Annotated in this window: 20 protein-coding genes and 1 tRNA gene; 4 read left to right on the forward strand and 17 right to left on the reverse strand. The window is 54.0% G+C overall.

Annotated elements, in window-relative coordinates:
- Positions 1-23: 23 nt before the first annotated feature.
- Positions 24-170 carry a hypothetical protein gene (locus AC0V61_RS07455; RefSeq protein ID WP_486156622.1) on the reverse strand — a complete coding sequence of 49 codons (147 nt, stop codon included), beginning with the start codon at positions 168-170 and terminating at the stop codon, positions 24-26.
- A 109-nt stretch (positions 171-279) separates the two neighbouring features.
- Between AC0V61_RS07455 and AC0V61_RS07460 the strand changes: the two genes are divergently transcribed.
- A tRNA-Thr gene (locus AC0V61_RS07460) sits at positions 280-354 on the forward strand.
- A 42-nt stretch (positions 355-396) separates the two neighbouring features.
- Here the strand turns inward: AC0V61_RS07460 and AC0V61_RS07465 are convergent.
- From AC0V61_RS07465 to AC0V61_RS07480, 4 genes are all read right to left on the reverse strand, one after another.
- On the reverse strand, positions 397-1,227 hold the full coding sequence (locus tag AC0V61_RS07465; protein WP_486156623.1) for a Crp/Fnr family transcriptional regulator: 831 nt from the start codon (positions 1,225-1,227) through the stop codon (positions 397-399).
- Between the two features lie 92 nt (positions 1,228-1,319).
- Positions 1,320-2,093, reverse strand: coding sequence for a Crp/Fnr family transcriptional regulator (locus tag AC0V61_RS07470; RefSeq protein WP_486156624.1), 774 nt, complete (start codon positions 2,091-2,093; stop codon positions 1,320-1,322).
- 83 nt (positions 2,094-2,176) lie between these two features.
- A complete protein-coding gene (locus AC0V61_RS07475; protein WP_486156625.1) occupies positions 2,177-3,037 on the reverse strand; it encodes a formate/nitrite transporter family protein in 861 nt (286 codons plus the stop codon).
- Positions 3,038-3,236: 199 nt separating this feature from the next.
- Complete coding sequence (locus tag AC0V61_RS07480; protein ID WP_486156626.1) at positions 3,237-4,661, reverse strand: mechanosensitive ion channel family protein; 1,425 nt, start codon at positions 4,659-4,661, stop codon at positions 3,237-3,239.
- A gap of 197 nt (positions 4,662-4,858) precedes the next feature.
- Between AC0V61_RS07480 and AC0V61_RS07485 the strand changes: the two genes are divergently transcribed.
- On the forward strand, positions 4,859-5,632 hold the full coding sequence (locus AC0V61_RS07485; protein ID WP_486156627.1) for a sigma-70 family RNA polymerase sigma factor: 774 nt from the start codon (positions 4,859-4,861) through the stop codon (positions 5,630-5,632).
- 116 nt (positions 5,633-5,748) lie between these two features.
- On the opposite strand, the gene AC0V61_RS07490 is transcribed toward AC0V61_RS07485, so the two are convergent.
- The 5 genes from AC0V61_RS07490 to AC0V61_RS07510 form a co-directional block, all read right to left on the reverse strand.
- Positions 5,749-5,937, reverse strand: a complete 189-nt coding sequence (locus AC0V61_RS07490; protein WP_486156628.1) for a PLDc N-terminal domain-containing protein — start codon at positions 5,935-5,937, stop codon at positions 5,749-5,751.
- Positions 5,938-6,010: 73 nt separating this feature from the next.
- Positions 6,011-6,217 (reverse strand): hypothetical protein, encoded by a 207-nt coding sequence (locus AC0V61_RS07495; protein WP_486156629.1) that lies wholly within the window; start codon positions 6,215-6,217, stop codon positions 6,011-6,013.
- Complete coding sequence (locus AC0V61_RS07500; RefSeq protein ID WP_486156630.1) at positions 6,214-6,450, reverse strand: DUF2383 domain-containing protein; 237 nt, start codon at positions 6,448-6,450, stop codon at positions 6,214-6,216. Before AC0V61_RS07500 ends, AC0V61_RS07495 begins: the two co-directional genes overlap by 4 nt.
- 144 nt (positions 6,451-6,594) lie before the next feature.
- Positions 6,595-6,870 (reverse strand): hypothetical protein, encoded by a 276-nt coding sequence (locus AC0V61_RS07505; protein WP_486156631.1) that lies wholly within the window; start codon positions 6,868-6,870, stop codon positions 6,595-6,597.
- Positions 6,871-6,960: 90 nt separating this feature from the next.
- Complete coding sequence (locus AC0V61_RS07510) at positions 6,961-7,842, reverse strand: mechanosensitive ion channel family protein (RefSeq protein ID WP_486156632.1); 882 nt, start codon at positions 7,840-7,842, stop codon at positions 6,961-6,963.
- A gap of 203 nt (positions 7,843-8,045) precedes the next feature.
- On the opposite strand from AC0V61_RS07510, the gene AC0V61_RS07515 reads away from it, so the two are divergent.
- Both AC0V61_RS07515 and AC0V61_RS07520 read left to right on the forward strand, forming a co-directional pair.
- Positions 8,046-8,543 (forward strand): ferritin-like domain-containing protein, encoded by a 498-nt coding sequence (locus AC0V61_RS07515; protein ID WP_486156633.1) that lies wholly within the window; start codon positions 8,046-8,048, stop codon positions 8,541-8,543.
- Between the two features lie 216 nt (positions 8,544-8,759).
- The gene (locus AC0V61_RS07520) at positions 8,760-8,900 is read left to right on the forward strand and encodes a hypothetical protein (protein ID WP_486156634.1); all 141 of its coding nucleotides are present in this window, start codon (positions 8,760-8,762) and stop codon (positions 8,898-8,900) included.
- Between the two features lie 107 nt (positions 8,901-9,007).
- Here the strand turns inward: AC0V61_RS07520 and AC0V61_RS07525 are convergent, their stop codons facing one another.
- The 7 genes from AC0V61_RS07525 to AC0V61_RS07555 all read right to left on the reverse strand — a co-directional run bounded on the left by AC0V61_RS07525 (position 9,008) and on the right by AC0V61_RS07555 (position 13,210).
- On the reverse strand, positions 9,008-9,199 hold the full coding sequence (locus tag AC0V61_RS07525) for a hypothetical protein (RefSeq protein ID WP_486156635.1): 192 nt from the start codon (positions 9,197-9,199) through the stop codon (positions 9,008-9,010).
- A 21-nt stretch (positions 9,200-9,220) separates the two neighbouring features.
- Positions 9,221-9,676: a DUF421 domain-containing protein gene (locus tag AC0V61_RS07530; RefSeq protein ID WP_486156636.1), complete on the reverse strand. Its 456-nt coding sequence runs from the start codon at positions 9,674-9,676 to the stop codon at positions 9,221-9,223.
- Positions 9,677-9,801: 125 nt separating this feature from the next.
- Positions 9,802-10,848, reverse strand: coding sequence for a DNA topoisomerase IB (locus tag AC0V61_RS07535; RefSeq protein ID WP_486156637.1), 1,047 nt, complete (start codon positions 10,846-10,848; stop codon positions 9,802-9,804).
- Between the two features lie 43 nt (positions 10,849-10,891).
- Positions 10,892-11,377, reverse strand: coding sequence for a host attachment family protein (locus tag AC0V61_RS07540; protein ID WP_486156638.1), 486 nt, complete (start codon positions 11,375-11,377; stop codon positions 10,892-10,894).
- Positions 11,378-11,804: 427 nt separating this feature from the next.
- Positions 11,805-12,020, reverse strand: a complete 216-nt coding sequence (locus tag AC0V61_RS07545; protein WP_486156639.1) for a hypervirulence associated TUDOR domain-containing protein — start codon at positions 12,018-12,020, stop codon at positions 11,805-11,807.
- A gap of 49 nt (positions 12,021-12,069) precedes the next feature.
- Positions 12,070-12,747 (reverse strand): NAD(P)H-binding protein, encoded by a 678-nt coding sequence (locus tag AC0V61_RS07550; protein WP_486156640.1) that lies wholly within the window; start codon positions 12,745-12,747, stop codon positions 12,070-12,072.
- Between the two features lie 61 nt (positions 12,748-12,808).
- On the reverse strand, positions 12,809-13,210 hold the full coding sequence (locus AC0V61_RS07555) for a DUF2177 family protein (RefSeq protein ID WP_486156641.1): 402 nt from the start codon (positions 13,208-13,210) through the stop codon (positions 12,809-12,811).
- Between the last annotated feature and the right edge of the window lie 18 nt (positions 13,211-13,228).

Raw genomic sequence — 13,228 nt, forward strand, 5'->3', positions numbered from 1 at the left:
GCTTGCGGAAAGAGTTGCGCGGGTTAGCTTGGCTTACCGTGTTTGGGAAGGTCTTCGCCTTCCGAATCGCGCATTTCCCTGCTCTGTGATTTTCGTCGGCGCAGATTTTCACGCAGTTTTGCAGCCAAGCGTTCCTCGCGCGTCATTTGCGATGCTTTATCTTCACTCATCCTTAGCGCTCTGCCGCTAGAGCACGCCAAGCTCAAGAGGCGAGTTGCAAATCGCATCACACTGTTCTTGACATTCGCGCCGCGCCTGACGATAGGCGCGCCTCGGTTAGCTGCTGTAGCTCAGTGGTAGAGCGCACCCTTGGTAAGGGTGAGGCCGAGAGTTCAATTCTCTCCAGCAGCACCATTTTCTCGACGCGTGGGCTTCGCGCCCTCGCTTTGTATCGAATCAGTATACAAAAATGTGGTGTTCCGCTGACCATGCTGGGATTTGGTCTAGTGGGCCTACGAGGTCACCCCACCCTTCATTAAGTTTAAGCGGGCCGTCTCCGTAGAGATAACCAGCGCCAAAGCCTGCGTACTCGCGCAGTGTTGACCAATCGTCTGTATACAAAGAGCCTCGTCTGATTTCAGCCAGCTCCAAATCGCGCAGTTTGCTCACGGCACGATTGGCATGGATCGCGCTCACCCCCGACATGTCTGCGATGTCTTTTTGCGTAAACGGTGTGCGCACCACTCGCTGATTAGCCCGTCCAATCAGTTCGAGACGCGCTTGAAGCTCACAATAAATGTGGGCAATCCTGCGAGGTGCATCGAGGCTTTCCATCACCTGTATCCACTTACGGTGCATCGAAGCGTCAAGGAGCGTCGCAAACCACATTGCTCGCGCGATGTGGGGCCGCTCACTCATCACGCGCTCTAGTTTGGCGTGTTCCACAACACCCACGGTCACATCGTCGACCGCCACGATTGAGTGGTCCAGCCGCTTCAACGCAAAGCCATGCAAGTCAACGAAATCGCCGGGCAAATGGATGCCTAAAATGTAGCGGTTTCCGCGGCTTTCGATGGTGCGAAACATAAAACCAGACACCAGCATCGCGCTGATATCCGTTCGCTGCCCCTGCTCAACCAATGTCTCGCGGGCGGGCAGGTCACGGGTTTGGTCGAAGAGACTTTCGACGTATTGCAAGTCATCGTGCTCAAGATGCTTACGAAGTCGACCAGCCAGAAAGTCGCTGGTCAGGGGATATTGTGTTGCAGCAAGGTCGCGGCGTCTCATGTCCATTTGTAAACAATAGAGAAATCAAACGGAGGCGGTCTATTGACAGATGTTAGCCTTTTGAAATTTTGTTTCGATCTTTCGTCAGAACCTTACGAATAGCCTTCGCGAAGGTAGTTTGTGCCTTCGCCATAAAGGTAATCCGCTTGAAAATCGCCATAGCTTTCAAGCCGTTTCAGATCGTCAAAATCGATCCGGCCGCGCGCGAAGGTCACAATCTCTTTCTTGCGCAGCTCGCGCAGAGCTCGGTTCACGTGGATTGTCGTGGCGCCGGTCAGATCGCCCAACTCAGCTTGAGTGAGCGGTGTTTCAAAACCCTTTTCATCGCCTAATTCTACCATTCGCAGGCGATGCCAAATTTCAGCAAAAATATGGGCAATCCGCCGCGCAGTTGTCAGCTGTTCGAGTTTCATAACCCATTCACGGTGCATTGCGGCATCGAGCAAGGTCGAGAACCAAAGCAAGCGTGCCAGGTGAGGCTGCTCCTCCATAATCTTGCGCAAGCGTTCATGCGGAACGTATCCCACCTTGGCTGGCCCGATTGTATCAATATTGTGATCAAGCCGCTTGAGCGCAAAGCAATGAAGATCAACGAAATCGCCCGGGACGTGAAAGCTGACGCCATACCGGTTCTCAGGGCCCTCAATTGTTCTAATGACAAAGCCTTCGATGAGCATTGTCGAATGATCGTACACTTCACCGTGCTTTAAAATGCGGGTCGGCTGCTCAATGAAGGCAATCTCTGATATGCAATCTTCCAGAATGCGCCGTTCGTCGACTGACATATCGTGGCGCAGGCGTCCGGCCAAAAACCGGCCGGTGTTAGGATATCGCGCCAGCTCGCTTTCTAGTTTAATATCCTGCATTCTGCCGCTCTCCTTGCGTGGGTAACGAGGTAGCACCGCTCGCCACTTATGGCGAGTTCAGTTGGCTTTGTGCGCCATGGGGTTCAAGGGTCTCTTCTCAAACGCCTCACCGTATCTTTTAGCTCATCCTTGACCTGCGCCCATGCCAGTAGGGCGAAAAGGGCCGTGCCGCCCAACACATTGCCGATTAGCGTTGGCATGATGTTGCCCAGCAGCATCGAACCAAGCGCGCGGTCCCCGCTCCATGCGAGAAGGAAAATCTCACATGACCCGACAACAACATGCGTAAAGTCGCCTAAGGCGATGATGTAAGTCATCAGGAAAACAAGCCAGAGAAAGTTGTTGCCCGCGCTTGGTCGCATCCACACCAGCGCAGCAATCAGCAGACCTGAGGGTATCCCCTTTAGCAGGGAATCCTTGAAGGAAAGATCTGCGACCTTTCGGCTGATGGTTACCATCGCGTCAAACACCTCTGGGCTCACAACCGGGCTAGCTACAAAAAGTAGCGCCATCGCCGCCGTGCCAATGAAGTTTGCAACAAGGCTGATACTCCATACTCGCCCCAGATTGCTCCAATTTTGCACCGATGGAATGGCGATGGCCGGAAGCACGGGGGTGATGGTGTTTTCGGTAAACAGTTGCAATCGGCAAAAGATCACAAGAATGAAGCCGATTGTGTAGCCTAGACTATCGATGGCGTGTCCGAAGGCCGCTCCGTCCGCTTCGGCATATAATGCAGCCTTCGCGACAAAGGAGAAACTGACGAGCAATCCGGCGGCGACCGCTGACCAGAAAAGAGAGGCTGATGGACGCGCCATCTCCTCAATCCCTTCATGGGCAATCTCGATATAGATCTCAGGAGAAGTTGGCTGCTCGCTTTGCTCATGCGCGCCGGCGGTTTCGGGATCGGCTATATCTTCATTTTCCATTGGAGTTTGGCTCATTTCGGTTCTTGAGTTGGCCCGGACTGCTGCCCATTACTTGAACCATTTCATCGGCCCGTGTGTTCCTAATTTATATGCCGACCGGCACCAAAAGCCGTCGCTCATAGGGCTAAAGACACGCAGGTTTGTCCGAAGAACGCGCGATCCTTACGAAAGGGTGGCTGAAGACATCGCCCGCACGCGCGGCACTCGACATGGCTCACTCCACTGGGCGTGTTTCGTCGAGCAAATCCTCTTGTCCTGCCTCTGAGCGCTCTTGCTCGACCGTTTCGCGGATGGACTGATCGGGCGTCACATCGGCCAAACCCTGCCCTGTTGGCTTTTTCTTTGGTGCTTGTGCGTTTGAGATGGTGTGCTCATCGGCGCTACTAGGCGTGCCTTTTCCGGGCGCTGGAACAGGACCCGCCCCGTGGTCAAAACGCAGCCGATAAATAGGCTCTGGCAAAGTGAAGCCGCTGGTCTCCAACGCATCTTTCGCGGCCCTGATCGCGAGGCTGCGTGATTTTAGAAAATCGGTCTCACGTTGATCCACCCATCCGTAGAAGCGCAAAATTATGCTGGAATCGCCGACCTCTTCAATCGCACCGAACGGCTTTCTGGAGTCCAACAAGAACGGCAGCGCAACCAGCGCGTCAACTCCGGTTTCTATGCCGCTTGCCGGATCGTCTTCGGCATCAACACCTAAAGCAAAATCGAACCTTCGCTCTGGATTGCGCGTGTAGTTCAAGATGGTGCTCTTAAACACATCTGCATTGGGAACCCGCAAATGATTGCCATCCATCGTCATCAAGATTGTCGCGCGTGAAGTGAGCCGTGTGACTATCCCTTCATGCTCTCCAATGACGACGTGGTCTTCTGAACGAAATGGCTGACGCAAGCTGAGCATGATCGACGCGACATAATTTTCCAGAGTGTCACGAACCGCAAACCCGATTGCGATGCCGATCACGCCCGCCCCGCCAAGGATGGTTCCCATCAAAGCGTTCGCACCCAAGAGGTTAAGCGCGCTTACCAACCCCAATATGATTGCAATCACTCTGATCGCCTGTGCGACAAGTTCAGCAAGGAAAATGTTGGGAAGCAGTGTGCGCCACAAGGATTTCCAGCGCGCAAGAAGATGGCCGATGAGCGCAATTGCTAAAAACAAGCCAAGCGCAACAGCCAAAAGGGGAAGCCCGGCGACGGCCTCATCTAAGGTGTCGGAAAGCCCCTCGACTGCGGGCGAAAGGTTACTTTCTAGATCTCGAACTCGCTCTATTTGGTCACGGACGAGGACCACACCCTCGACCCGCTCGGCCAGAGCGACGGCCTCCTGGGCCGACTGGCCATTTGCGACTTGACCCCTTAAAGTCACGACACCCGATTGAGAGAGGACCGTGACGGCATCAAGCCCATCTAGCTCACCGTATATAGACCGTAGTCTTTGAGTAATTAGCTCATCAAATTGCTCACGATCCTCGGCGACCGCCTCCTCGCTGGCAATTTCCGGAACAGCGACTTCGATGGGTTCGCCTGTGGCGTTGGCTTCCTCTGCCGCAGTCTGGGCCAAAGCGGGGTGCGCGACCGCACAGGTTAGAAATGCGACAGTCACGGAAGCAAGCACGACACGTGTCTTGTGCAGCATACCTGCTGAGCCTCGCATTACAGCTTGGCGAAGGTGCTCACGGCGTACCCGGAGAAAAAATTTGATATGCATCACCGAAGAACAATCGACCAAGCGTATCGTTCAAATAAAGTTGCTACATGTTAACCCGGGAACCTAGCTTGAGACCGCTCATTCAATATTCGTCCTATCTTGGGCCGTTCATTGAAAGGGATACGATGTCTACTCAACCGAAAGCCCCTCAGATACAACAGCGAGTTAATCAGGCACTCTCAGCAACAACCGTCGTCGCTCAGGCTTCGGTCTTAGCGATTGGCGCAGATAATAATGGTCCGCACGATATTCGGCCCGAGCCAAAAGCAAAGTACCGCAAATCGGTTTCAACGCGCGGTTTCAAAAGACAGATGGTCGCATCGCAAGACGCCCTGAGGCGCTTTGCTCTGCGGCTTTGCAAGCGCGAGGATATGGCCGAAGACCTGATGCAGGAAACGCTTCTAAAGGCGTGGGCTGCGCGCAATCAGTTCAAGCCTGGAAGCAATTTTCTGAGCTGGGCCTTCACCATCTTGCGCAACACCTGGCTCAACCACCTGCGCCGCGAGAAAAAGTTTGTGGCAGAGTTCGATGACAACGCTGCTGAAAATATTCTTTCGGCCCCTGCCGCACAGCACGCAACCTTCGAATTGGCCGACTTGCAACGTGCCATGTCCGAATTGCCAACCGACCAACTCGAGGCGGTCATGCTCGTTGGACCGGGCGATCTGACCTATGAGGAAGCAGGTGAGATCCTGGGATGTGCCGCTGGTACAGTCAAAAGCCGCGCCTCGCGGGCGCGCGCAACTCTAGGCGATATTGTCGATGACGGCCGAGTAAAAATGGACATGGCCGACACCGAAGATGCGACGGAAATTGCCGAAACCTTTGTCGAGGCCATCGAGACCATCGAACACGGTGGAAATATCGAGGATGTAATCAACCTCGACCAGGCAAGCTGACCCCTCTCCCCCTCCAGCTTGCCATACGAAAGGCGCCGCGATTACCCGAGATCGCGGCGCCATTTTTGTCTTATGTGTGAGACGACCAAGTTTGACCGTCCCTCAAGAAAATTAGATTAGGCGGTCGTCAGCGAACCACTGCGTGGGCCAAACAGCAGCCACAGAATAATGCCTACCACTGGGAGCACGAAGATCAGGATTGACCAGACGAGTTTTGCTGCAACCGATGAACCAGATGTCCAGATGCTGAAAAGTGCCCAAATGTTAAGAGCAAGTACGAGAAGGCCAATAATTCCATATTCCATGATAAATTCCTTTTTGTGTTGAGTGGGTGATACGCGCTTCAAGGTAGGAGGCGCATCGTTCAGGCAATGCTGTTTAGTCGATTTGCTCAGCGATTTGACTGATCAAGCGCGCGTCTTCTTCTAGCTCGCTTTCGATGTTCAAGAGCATGGAGCGATCAGATTGAGTGAGATCGCCGTTCTCGATCACTTCACGGACCTTTTCGCGCAAACGTTGCTCGCCATCATCGACGGTCTCGATGGCCGCTTTTTCGTCGCTTTGGATGAGCGCAGCGATAGTCATGAGATTGCGGTGAAAGGCACCTGCGGCACTGCCCCCCTTTCCGGTTTTGCGCCCTTGGCGTCCATCGCGATTTCAAGGCGCGTAGCCATGTCGTTGCGCTGCTGTGCGCGGACGGTGAAGATGCGTTTGAACGCGGGGGTCTCCACCGTTTCCATTGCTTTGCGATACCCATCGCGTGAGTCGATTAGATAGTTCAAAATAGTCTGAAGTGCGGTTGAATTCGACTGTGACATTTCCTTTCCTTTCTATACTTAACCTACAGCCGGCCACCGCATGCGTTCCAATAAAAACCCAGTATTGTCAGATGTTTAATCGCATAAAAAGGCCCCGCAGTCGTTTAGAACTGCGAGGCCTTTTGTGCCGATTGGGCCCGGGGGTTACTGCTCGCCGTCTACATCACCGGGCTCGATGCCGATAACCGGGACATCAACGGTTTTCGTGTCTGTCGTGACTTCCACTTCCGGCACTTCCACTTCGGCTTCGGTTGTGCCTACGGTAACTTCCGGTGCGTCCACTTCATACTCGGGGAGGTTGCCTTCATCGACGGTGATGTCGACATCGGGCATTTCGCCTTCCTCTGTCTGTTTGACATCACATGCTGCCAGGGTGATTGAGGCTGCTATTGCGAGTGTGGTTGCGATTGATTTTTTCATAATGACGTTCCTTTCATGTCGCTTAGAAACGGGCCTTGCCATCGTTCCAAAAAAGCGGAGTTTCTCTCGGATAAGGCAGGCCCAAATCGATTAGTCGTTGGAGGCAAGCTGCATTGGCTCTTTGAATGTGTGCGTCCGGTATGGGAATGGGATCTCGATACCGGCAGTGTCGAGCGCGCGTTTGATCTCACGGATCATGGCGTCGCGGCTTTCATGCTTGTCGCGGTTGGTAGAGCCAGCCCACCAACGCACCCTGAAATCGACAGAGCTGGAGTTAAATTCGGTCGCGAAGATATCGATCTTCTTGTCGGTATCGATCGCACTCGAACTTTCGACGGCTTTGCGAATTACGGATGAGGCTTCCTCCAAGTCAGTATCGTATGAGACACCGACCAGCACTTCAAAGCGACGCTGTTCTCTGTCCGTCAGAATATCGACAGGGTTTTTGAAAAGAAGCGAGTTGGGCACCACCGCGAGCTCGTTCGAAAGCTTGCGCACATGCGTTTCACGAAGAGAAATTTGTTCGACCTTCCCTTCGACGCCTTCGCACTCGATGTAGTCACCGATCCGCATTTTCTCGCGCAGCATCAGCAAGATGCCTGCCATGAAGTTTTCGAACACGTCCTTAAACGCAAAACCGACCGCGACCGTACCGATACCAAGGCCCGCTACAATGCTGCTCAGCGTAAGGTTGGGCAAAAGAATGGTCGCTGAGAGCAGAAGTCCAACGGCCCATATCGAGATACGAATAGTAAGCTCGATTAACTCTCTGAGCGAGGGGCGCATCTTTGCGCCTTTCGTCAATTTTTCGGCTATTTTGGTGGCAAACTTTGCCGCCGCCCAAGTCAATCCGAGGAATACGGCCGCGACGGCGATGTTAGGAAGCATTGCGATAACGCCGCGCCCCATTTCGGATAGCTGCGTGGTTAGGATGCTGATCGGTTCGAGTGATAGATTTTCTTGCTGGTTCATGCCCTGCCTACACTCTCGCTGGTTGCGGAGTTCCAAAAGTGTCGGGGGATGAGGCTTCAAACGCTATCTAAGAAAGCGCGCGAGGAAAAATTGAAGAGATTTGGAACGTTCGGCTTTTGCGCCTTGTAAACTCGGTGAACGCCGCAGCGAACGACCGCGGGTTCGTGAGCCCCGAATTCTAACACGAACACAGAAAGTGAGACATGACACTCTCAACCCTCAAAGACCTCTACATTGACCAGCTCCAGGACCTTTACAGCGCAGACAAACAATCCCTCGAAGCGACACGTGAGCTGCGCGATGCGGCGATTAATACAGACCTGAAAGAAGCCTTGAGCGCAGGCGTTGATGGTATTCAAGAAGGCATCAACACCCTCGAAGCGATGATCAAATCCCACGACGCCAAACCGAGCGGCGAGTTTTGCAAAGGTATGGAGGGGCTGGTGAAGGAAGCGCGCGCCCACGCTCTCGAAACAGATTTCACCGATGACGATGTGCGCGATGCAATGATCATCACGCAATTCCAACGCATGACCCACTATGGCCTCGCAGGATATGGTTGTCTGGTCGCATTCGCGAAGCGTCTCGACCTTCACGCTGATGCATCCAAACTGCAGAAATGCCTCGACAACACCTATGGCGGTGACCGCACGATGACGGAGATCGCCACAGGTGGGATTAACAAGGCAGCAGCTGCCTAATCACCCCTATTGCGACCGGTAAGCGGTCGCCGCTTTGCCCCCGCTCAACGACCCGACGCGGGACAATCATACTTGGGCCTGATCACGCAAGCCGTGGTCGGGCCATTTTTTGCAGCTTACTGCATTCGGTTTAACCGTCCCTCGCCCTTTGTTGGAACGAACGGGGACCAACAGAGTAAGCGTGATGCACCTACCAACCCACACAAGGAATTGCGCATGAAGTATCTAATCCGTTCCGTCGCCGCCGCCGCCGTTTCAGCCCTCGCATCGCTTGCAGTGCGCGCGGTGATGAGAAAAATTCAATCCTCATCAAGCGAAGGCAAGAAATCGTCTGAGCCAGCCGCTAGCGCTGGCTGATTGGCGTCCAGGTGGTCAAACGTCACTAGAATCAGGGGCACGGTCGGTCAGTGACAGTGCACTTGATATTGAGCATGCCGTACCAAGAAAGCCGTTGAGCGGTTTCTTCAAATGGACGAGCCGATGCACGAGGACCGATTGTCAGCGATCAGGATTTTCGCATGAACGCAGGTCTCCGCGCACTCGGTGGTGAAGGCGGGCGCGCGATCTAGCGCCACATGCTTTCCGGGATGCCCAAACCAATCGACACACTCGCCGGTTTCAAGCGGCCCGGTCGCTTTTCGCTGCGTATTGTACATCCTCACTCGGCCCAAAGAGGCCTATATCGCCTCTCTCCCGTTTTGCGTGCTTGAATCATCAAGCGGCGACGTCCTTTGCCCGATGGTTTGAACGTTGCAAAGCAAGGCTTCATTCAAAGCATCTGCATGAAGCACCGAGATGTCGCCAGTACTCTCAAGCACGACGGCGCGTACGCGGGAAAGATCGCACACATTGGCCTCGCGCAGCTTTGCCCACACATCACTTTTGGACACTCGCGTCCGCTTAATTGCGTCCAGCTGCCAGGCTCCATCTTTCACAAGCATAATCGGATCATTTGACAACGCAGCTTGCGCAGACTCGCTGCGCTTTCTCAAGAGCGCCAGAAGCACCTGCGCCGTCAAGATCGCGAGAATCGCGCCGGTATTTTGCACGAAGGCGGGCCATTCGCTTGCCGATGCAGCTCCCGCGAGCAAAGAACCGATCGCAACCGTTGTCACAAAGTCGAAAGCGGTCATTTTCGAGAAAGATCGCAAACCGACAATGCGAGTGGCTACTAAAATCGCGATCAAGGCCACGGGACCAAGAAGCAACGTTCTGATGAGGAGGTCGACAATTGGAGCGTCGCTGAAAAACATGGGGTCTAGGTTACCTCAAAACTATCATTCTTTGCCAGAAAACGACGCATCGCCGTCTCAACACGCGTTAGATCACGTGTGCTCTTTGTCACTGCGCAAAGAAGCTGCGCCCGGTCGCAATGGCCTTGATCTTTCAGCCCGATGATTGCGGGGTGAATATAACTGCTGCGGGCAACAGAGGGTGTATTTCTCAAGGTGCGTGCCGCTGCTTCACTCATGGCTTTTATCGTAAGGCTTTCATTGCTCACTGCACATTCAAAAGCAGCCAGTGAGCCCGCCCATGTGCGAAACGTCTTTGCAGATATTTGACTGTTATCGGTGATGTCTTGGAGCCATGCGTTCACTTGTTCGGAGCGAAGTTGATACACTTCGCCATCCGTGCCGACGTACTGAAACAGCGATTTTCCCGGCAAATCGTCGATCTGTTCGAGGATGCGCAGCAGGAACCGGTCGTTGACTTGGCGGCGGACGCGCTGGCCGCCTTTAGCGGTGTAATCAAGGTGAAGTGTAGATCCAGAAAACCGAACATTGCGCTGTTTCAACGTCGATGCCCCAAGCGCGCTGTCCGAGTAGACTTTGTTACCGATCCGCAAAGGGGCATCGTCGAGAAGGCGAACCAAGGCTGCAGTGACTAGCTCACGGTCAGGCTCTTGGTTGTCCCGGAAGGTTCGGCGAATGCGTCGACGGATGCGTGGAAGTTTGGCGCCGAAATCTGCCAAATTGTCGAACTTGGACTTCTCACGATAGGCGCGCCATGCTGGATGGTAGCGATACTGCTTGCGTCCCGCTTCATCAATGCCGGTGGCCTGAAGGTAGCCATTGGCTGCGGGGCAAATCCATACATCGCGCCAGGCAGGCGGAATGCCGAGGGTCTCGATACGTGTCCGGTCTTCCCCGCTAATATCCTGTCCATTTGCCGCATGCAGATAGACGAACGCCTCGCCTTTTGGTGTGCGCGTAATCCCAGGTGTGTCGGCATCAATGAAGACAAGCTCGCTGGGCGGTTCAGCACCCGGCAAAGAAAGGGATGCTTTGCGCAAGTTTGATGTCATTTGCATCGCTGTGTCGAGCGATCCATGAGGTCCCAGTCCAGCTTCACGCGTGTTTCGCGATCAATTCTTCAATATCTGCGATTTCATGGTTTGTCAGATCCTTGTCGATCTGCGCCACGATGCGTTGCTCGACTTCTTGATGCCATTCCTTGCGCAATTCGCCCAAGGTAGATGGATCGGCAGCGACAATAAGCTTATCAAATTCTCCGCGGTGGGCACGCTCGTAGAGCTTATCGGCCAAATCGCGAGCAAAGCGGTCTTTCGCCAGTTGGTGCCAATCAGTGTCTTCAACTGCCGATTTATGGCCGGTGCCATCAAACATGCGTCCGCGACGGTTTGCGGCTTGCTCACGGTTGGGTGGATTATCTTGCTCCTTCTTGCGGGTCACTTCGAGATGAGGATGCTGTGCATCGCCGATGTTCCGCAGGAACAAAGCTTTCTCACCATTGGCGATCAGTACAAGACAGTCATGGCTGACATTGCTTGCATCGTTATCGATATCCGGAAGGCGTTGGGTTTCGTAGACCATCATTGGCTCCTTTTACTGCGCACGAGGGCTCGAAATCTGCTGGGTCAAATCGCCGGGCAGGTTCTAGCGGGTTGCTCTTTTTAATCGGCAATCCCGAAAACGCGCTCGAGTAAGCTGGGCTCTTTCATCGGTTGGATCCGCCCGTACTTGTGGTAGCGCAGCGATGGGTCGCTAAATGGTCGGGGGAGGTCCAGCGATCAGGCTTGCTGGTAACGATTGTCGCGGTGGTCATCGTAATTTTCCTTTTTAGAATTAAGTAGCTGCCAAGCGCGCCTCAGGTCTGCGAAGAACCCTTTACGCCTTTTAGAAGATCGAGGCGTTGGCGCGGTTTGCTGCATCTGAAACGGTTAGAAATTGGCCCGATAAAAGTTCCAAATTTTTGGCCGTCAAACAGCATATTCTCGCTAGAAAAACGGGCCACCCCGCTTCAGGCTTTTTTGACCTCAGAATGGCTCTTGAACACTTCTTGGCCATCGGCCTGTTCAATCTTGTAGGAAGGACAATCTTCGCTCGCATCGCGAGTGACTTCATTGCCATCAATCTTGAGCGTCCGTTTTTGGGTGTACACCTGTTTGATCGTGCCCGAGGCGGTTCCATTGCCCCAGTCCCATTGAATTTTTGTTCCTTCGCTATATCCACTCATAGTCGCAGTTCCTTTCTGTCTGTCCCTCCTGTGCAAATTCGCAGGGGCCTCAGATTACCTCTTCAACCACCGCTTCGATCGAGATGTCTTCATCCGCCTCTTTCGAGGCAATCGCGGGCTTCTCGCGGACCCATTGATCGTGTTCGACTGCGTCCAGCAGCAGATTTGCAATATCGCCAGTGCGGCTTCGGATGAGGTCTTTGCGAATGGTTGTGTCAGTTATGATGGGGTTTTCGGACGGTCCCGCATCCATGATCCAGCCCGGCCTGACCGCGGTCCAGCGCAAGGTATCTTGCTGGTGCATCTGAGCTTCCATTTGCTCCATCTGTTTGAAAACAAGCGACAGCGCGGGCAGCGTCGCGCGAAAATGGAGAGGGCCGCGATCAAAGGTATCCACAAATGAGGCAGAAATTGCGGCCAACCGATCAATTCCAGCTTCTCTCATCGCAAGCGCAATGTTGAGCGTGCCTCTGGTGTAAAGGGGCGGCGGATCGAGCAGCGTTGCCGGATCATTACCAACCCCAAGGCAGGAAATGACTGCGTCTGATCCGGAAAGCGCTTCGCCAAGGTCATCGCTGAGCACATCGGCTTTCACATATGTCGCATCTTTGGCTGGTGATTGGGTATCATCATGAGAAGCTGCGATTACAGAAAGTCCGCGCTCGAGGGCTTGCTTTACAACGCGGGATCCTACGCGGCCGGTTGCTCCAAAAACGGTGATTTGCATGTCTGTTTATCCTGTGCGAGTTGATTGCGGCTGACGTTTAATCCCGGCGTTTAATCCCAGGTCACGCGACGACGCGGGTGGCAATCCATGTCGAAAGAGCGCTGGTTGTGCCGGTCGCAAAAGCGCCCCACGCGATGTCGGCAAGACTGACCTTGGTTGACCAAACCTTGAGCACTGCCTGACTGGTCAAATCGTAGGTCGCGTAACAAAGCCCACCGAGCAGCGCGCCGTTCAACAGGGCTGATCCCACTGCACCACCAGACAAAGCGGGGGCGATAACGAACCAGCCCATCCCGGCAAGATAAAGCCCGTAAAAAACCAATGCGGGCGCCATACGAAAGTCGTCAGCCATAACTTCGCCGATAGCGGGACGATAAAAATTCGGCCCGGCCCATCGCAGCCAAAGCGCATCAAGACCGCCAAAAATGATCGCAGCCGAAAGAAGAGCGACAGCCAACTGCATACCTATGTCTCCTGAGAA

This window comes from Erythrobacter sp. JB1-4, from assembly GCF_057365025.1.

Bases quoted from the DNA above. Each gene is read 5' to 3' on its own strand.
- AC0V61_RS07455 (WP_486156622.1), bottom strand. From the start codon at position 170: ATGAGTGAAGATAAAGCATCGCAAATGACGCGCGAGGAACGCTTGGCT.
- AC0V61_RS07465 (WP_486156623.1), bottom strand. From the start codon at position 1,227: ATGAGACGCCGCGACCTTGCTGCAACACAATATCCCCTGACCAGCGAC.
- AC0V61_RS07470 (WP_486156624.1), bottom strand. From the start codon at position 2,093: ATGCAGGATATTAAACTAGAAAGCGAGCTGGCGCGATATCCTAACACC.
- AC0V61_RS07475 (WP_486156625.1), bottom strand. From the start codon at position 3,037: ATGAGCCAAACTCCAATGGAAAATGAAGATATAGCCGATCCCGAAACC.
- AC0V61_RS07480 (WP_486156626.1), bottom strand. From the start codon at position 4,661: ATGCTGCACAAGACACGTGTCGTGCTTGCTTCCGTGACTGTCGCATTT.
- AC0V61_RS07485 (WP_486156627.1), top strand. From the start codon at position 4,859: ATGTCTACTCAACCGAAAGCCCCTCAGATACAACAGCGAGTTAATCAG.
- AC0V61_RS07490 (WP_486156628.1), bottom strand. From the start codon at position 5,937: ATGGAATATGGAATTATTGGCCTTCTCGTACTTGCTCTTAACATTTGG.
- AC0V61_RS07495 (WP_486156629.1), bottom strand. From the start codon at position 6,217: ATGACTATCGCTGCGCTCATCCAAAGCGACGAAAAAGCGGCCATCGAG.
- AC0V61_RS07500 (WP_486156630.1), bottom strand. From the start codon at position 6,450: ATGTCACAGTCGAATTCAACCGCACTTCAGACTATTTTGAACTATCTA.
- AC0V61_RS07505 (WP_486156631.1), bottom strand. From the start codon at position 6,870: ATGAAAAAATCAATCGCAACCACACTCGCAATAGCAGCCTCAATCACC.
- AC0V61_RS07510 (WP_486156632.1), bottom strand. From the start codon at position 7,842: ATGAACCAGCAAGAAAATCTATCACTCGAACCGATCAGCATCCTAACC.
- AC0V61_RS07515 (WP_486156633.1), top strand. From the start codon at position 8,046: ATGACACTCTCAACCCTCAAAGACCTCTACATTGACCAGCTCCAGGAC.
- AC0V61_RS07520 (WP_486156634.1), top strand. From the start codon at position 8,760: ATGAAGTATCTAATCCGTTCCGTCGCCGCCGCCGCCGTTTCAGCCCTC.
- AC0V61_RS07525 (WP_486156635.1), bottom strand. From the start codon at position 9,199: ATGTACAATACGCAGCGAAAAGCGACCGGGCCGCTTGAAACCGGCGAG.
- AC0V61_RS07530 (WP_486156636.1), bottom strand. From the start codon at position 9,676: ATGACCGCTTTCGACTTTGTGACAACGGTTGCGATCGGTTCTTTGCTC.
- AC0V61_RS07535 (WP_486156637.1), bottom strand. From the start codon at position 10,848: ATGACATCAAACTTGCGCAAAGCATCCCTTTCTTTGCCGGGTGCTGAA.
- AC0V61_RS07540 (WP_486156638.1), bottom strand. From the start codon at position 11,377: ATGGTCTACGAAACCCAACGCCTTCCGGATATCGATAACGATGCAAGC.
- AC0V61_RS07545 (WP_486156639.1), bottom strand. From the start codon at position 12,020: ATGAGTGGATATAGCGAAGGAACAAAAATTCAATGGGACTGGGGCAAT.
- AC0V61_RS07550 (WP_486156640.1), bottom strand. From the start codon at position 12,747: ATGCAAATCACCGTTTTTGGAGCAACCGGCCGCGTAGGATCCCGCGTT.
- AC0V61_RS07555 (WP_486156641.1), bottom strand. From the start codon at position 13,210: ATGCAGTTGGCTGTCGCTCTTCTTTCGGCTGCGATCATTTTTGGCGGT.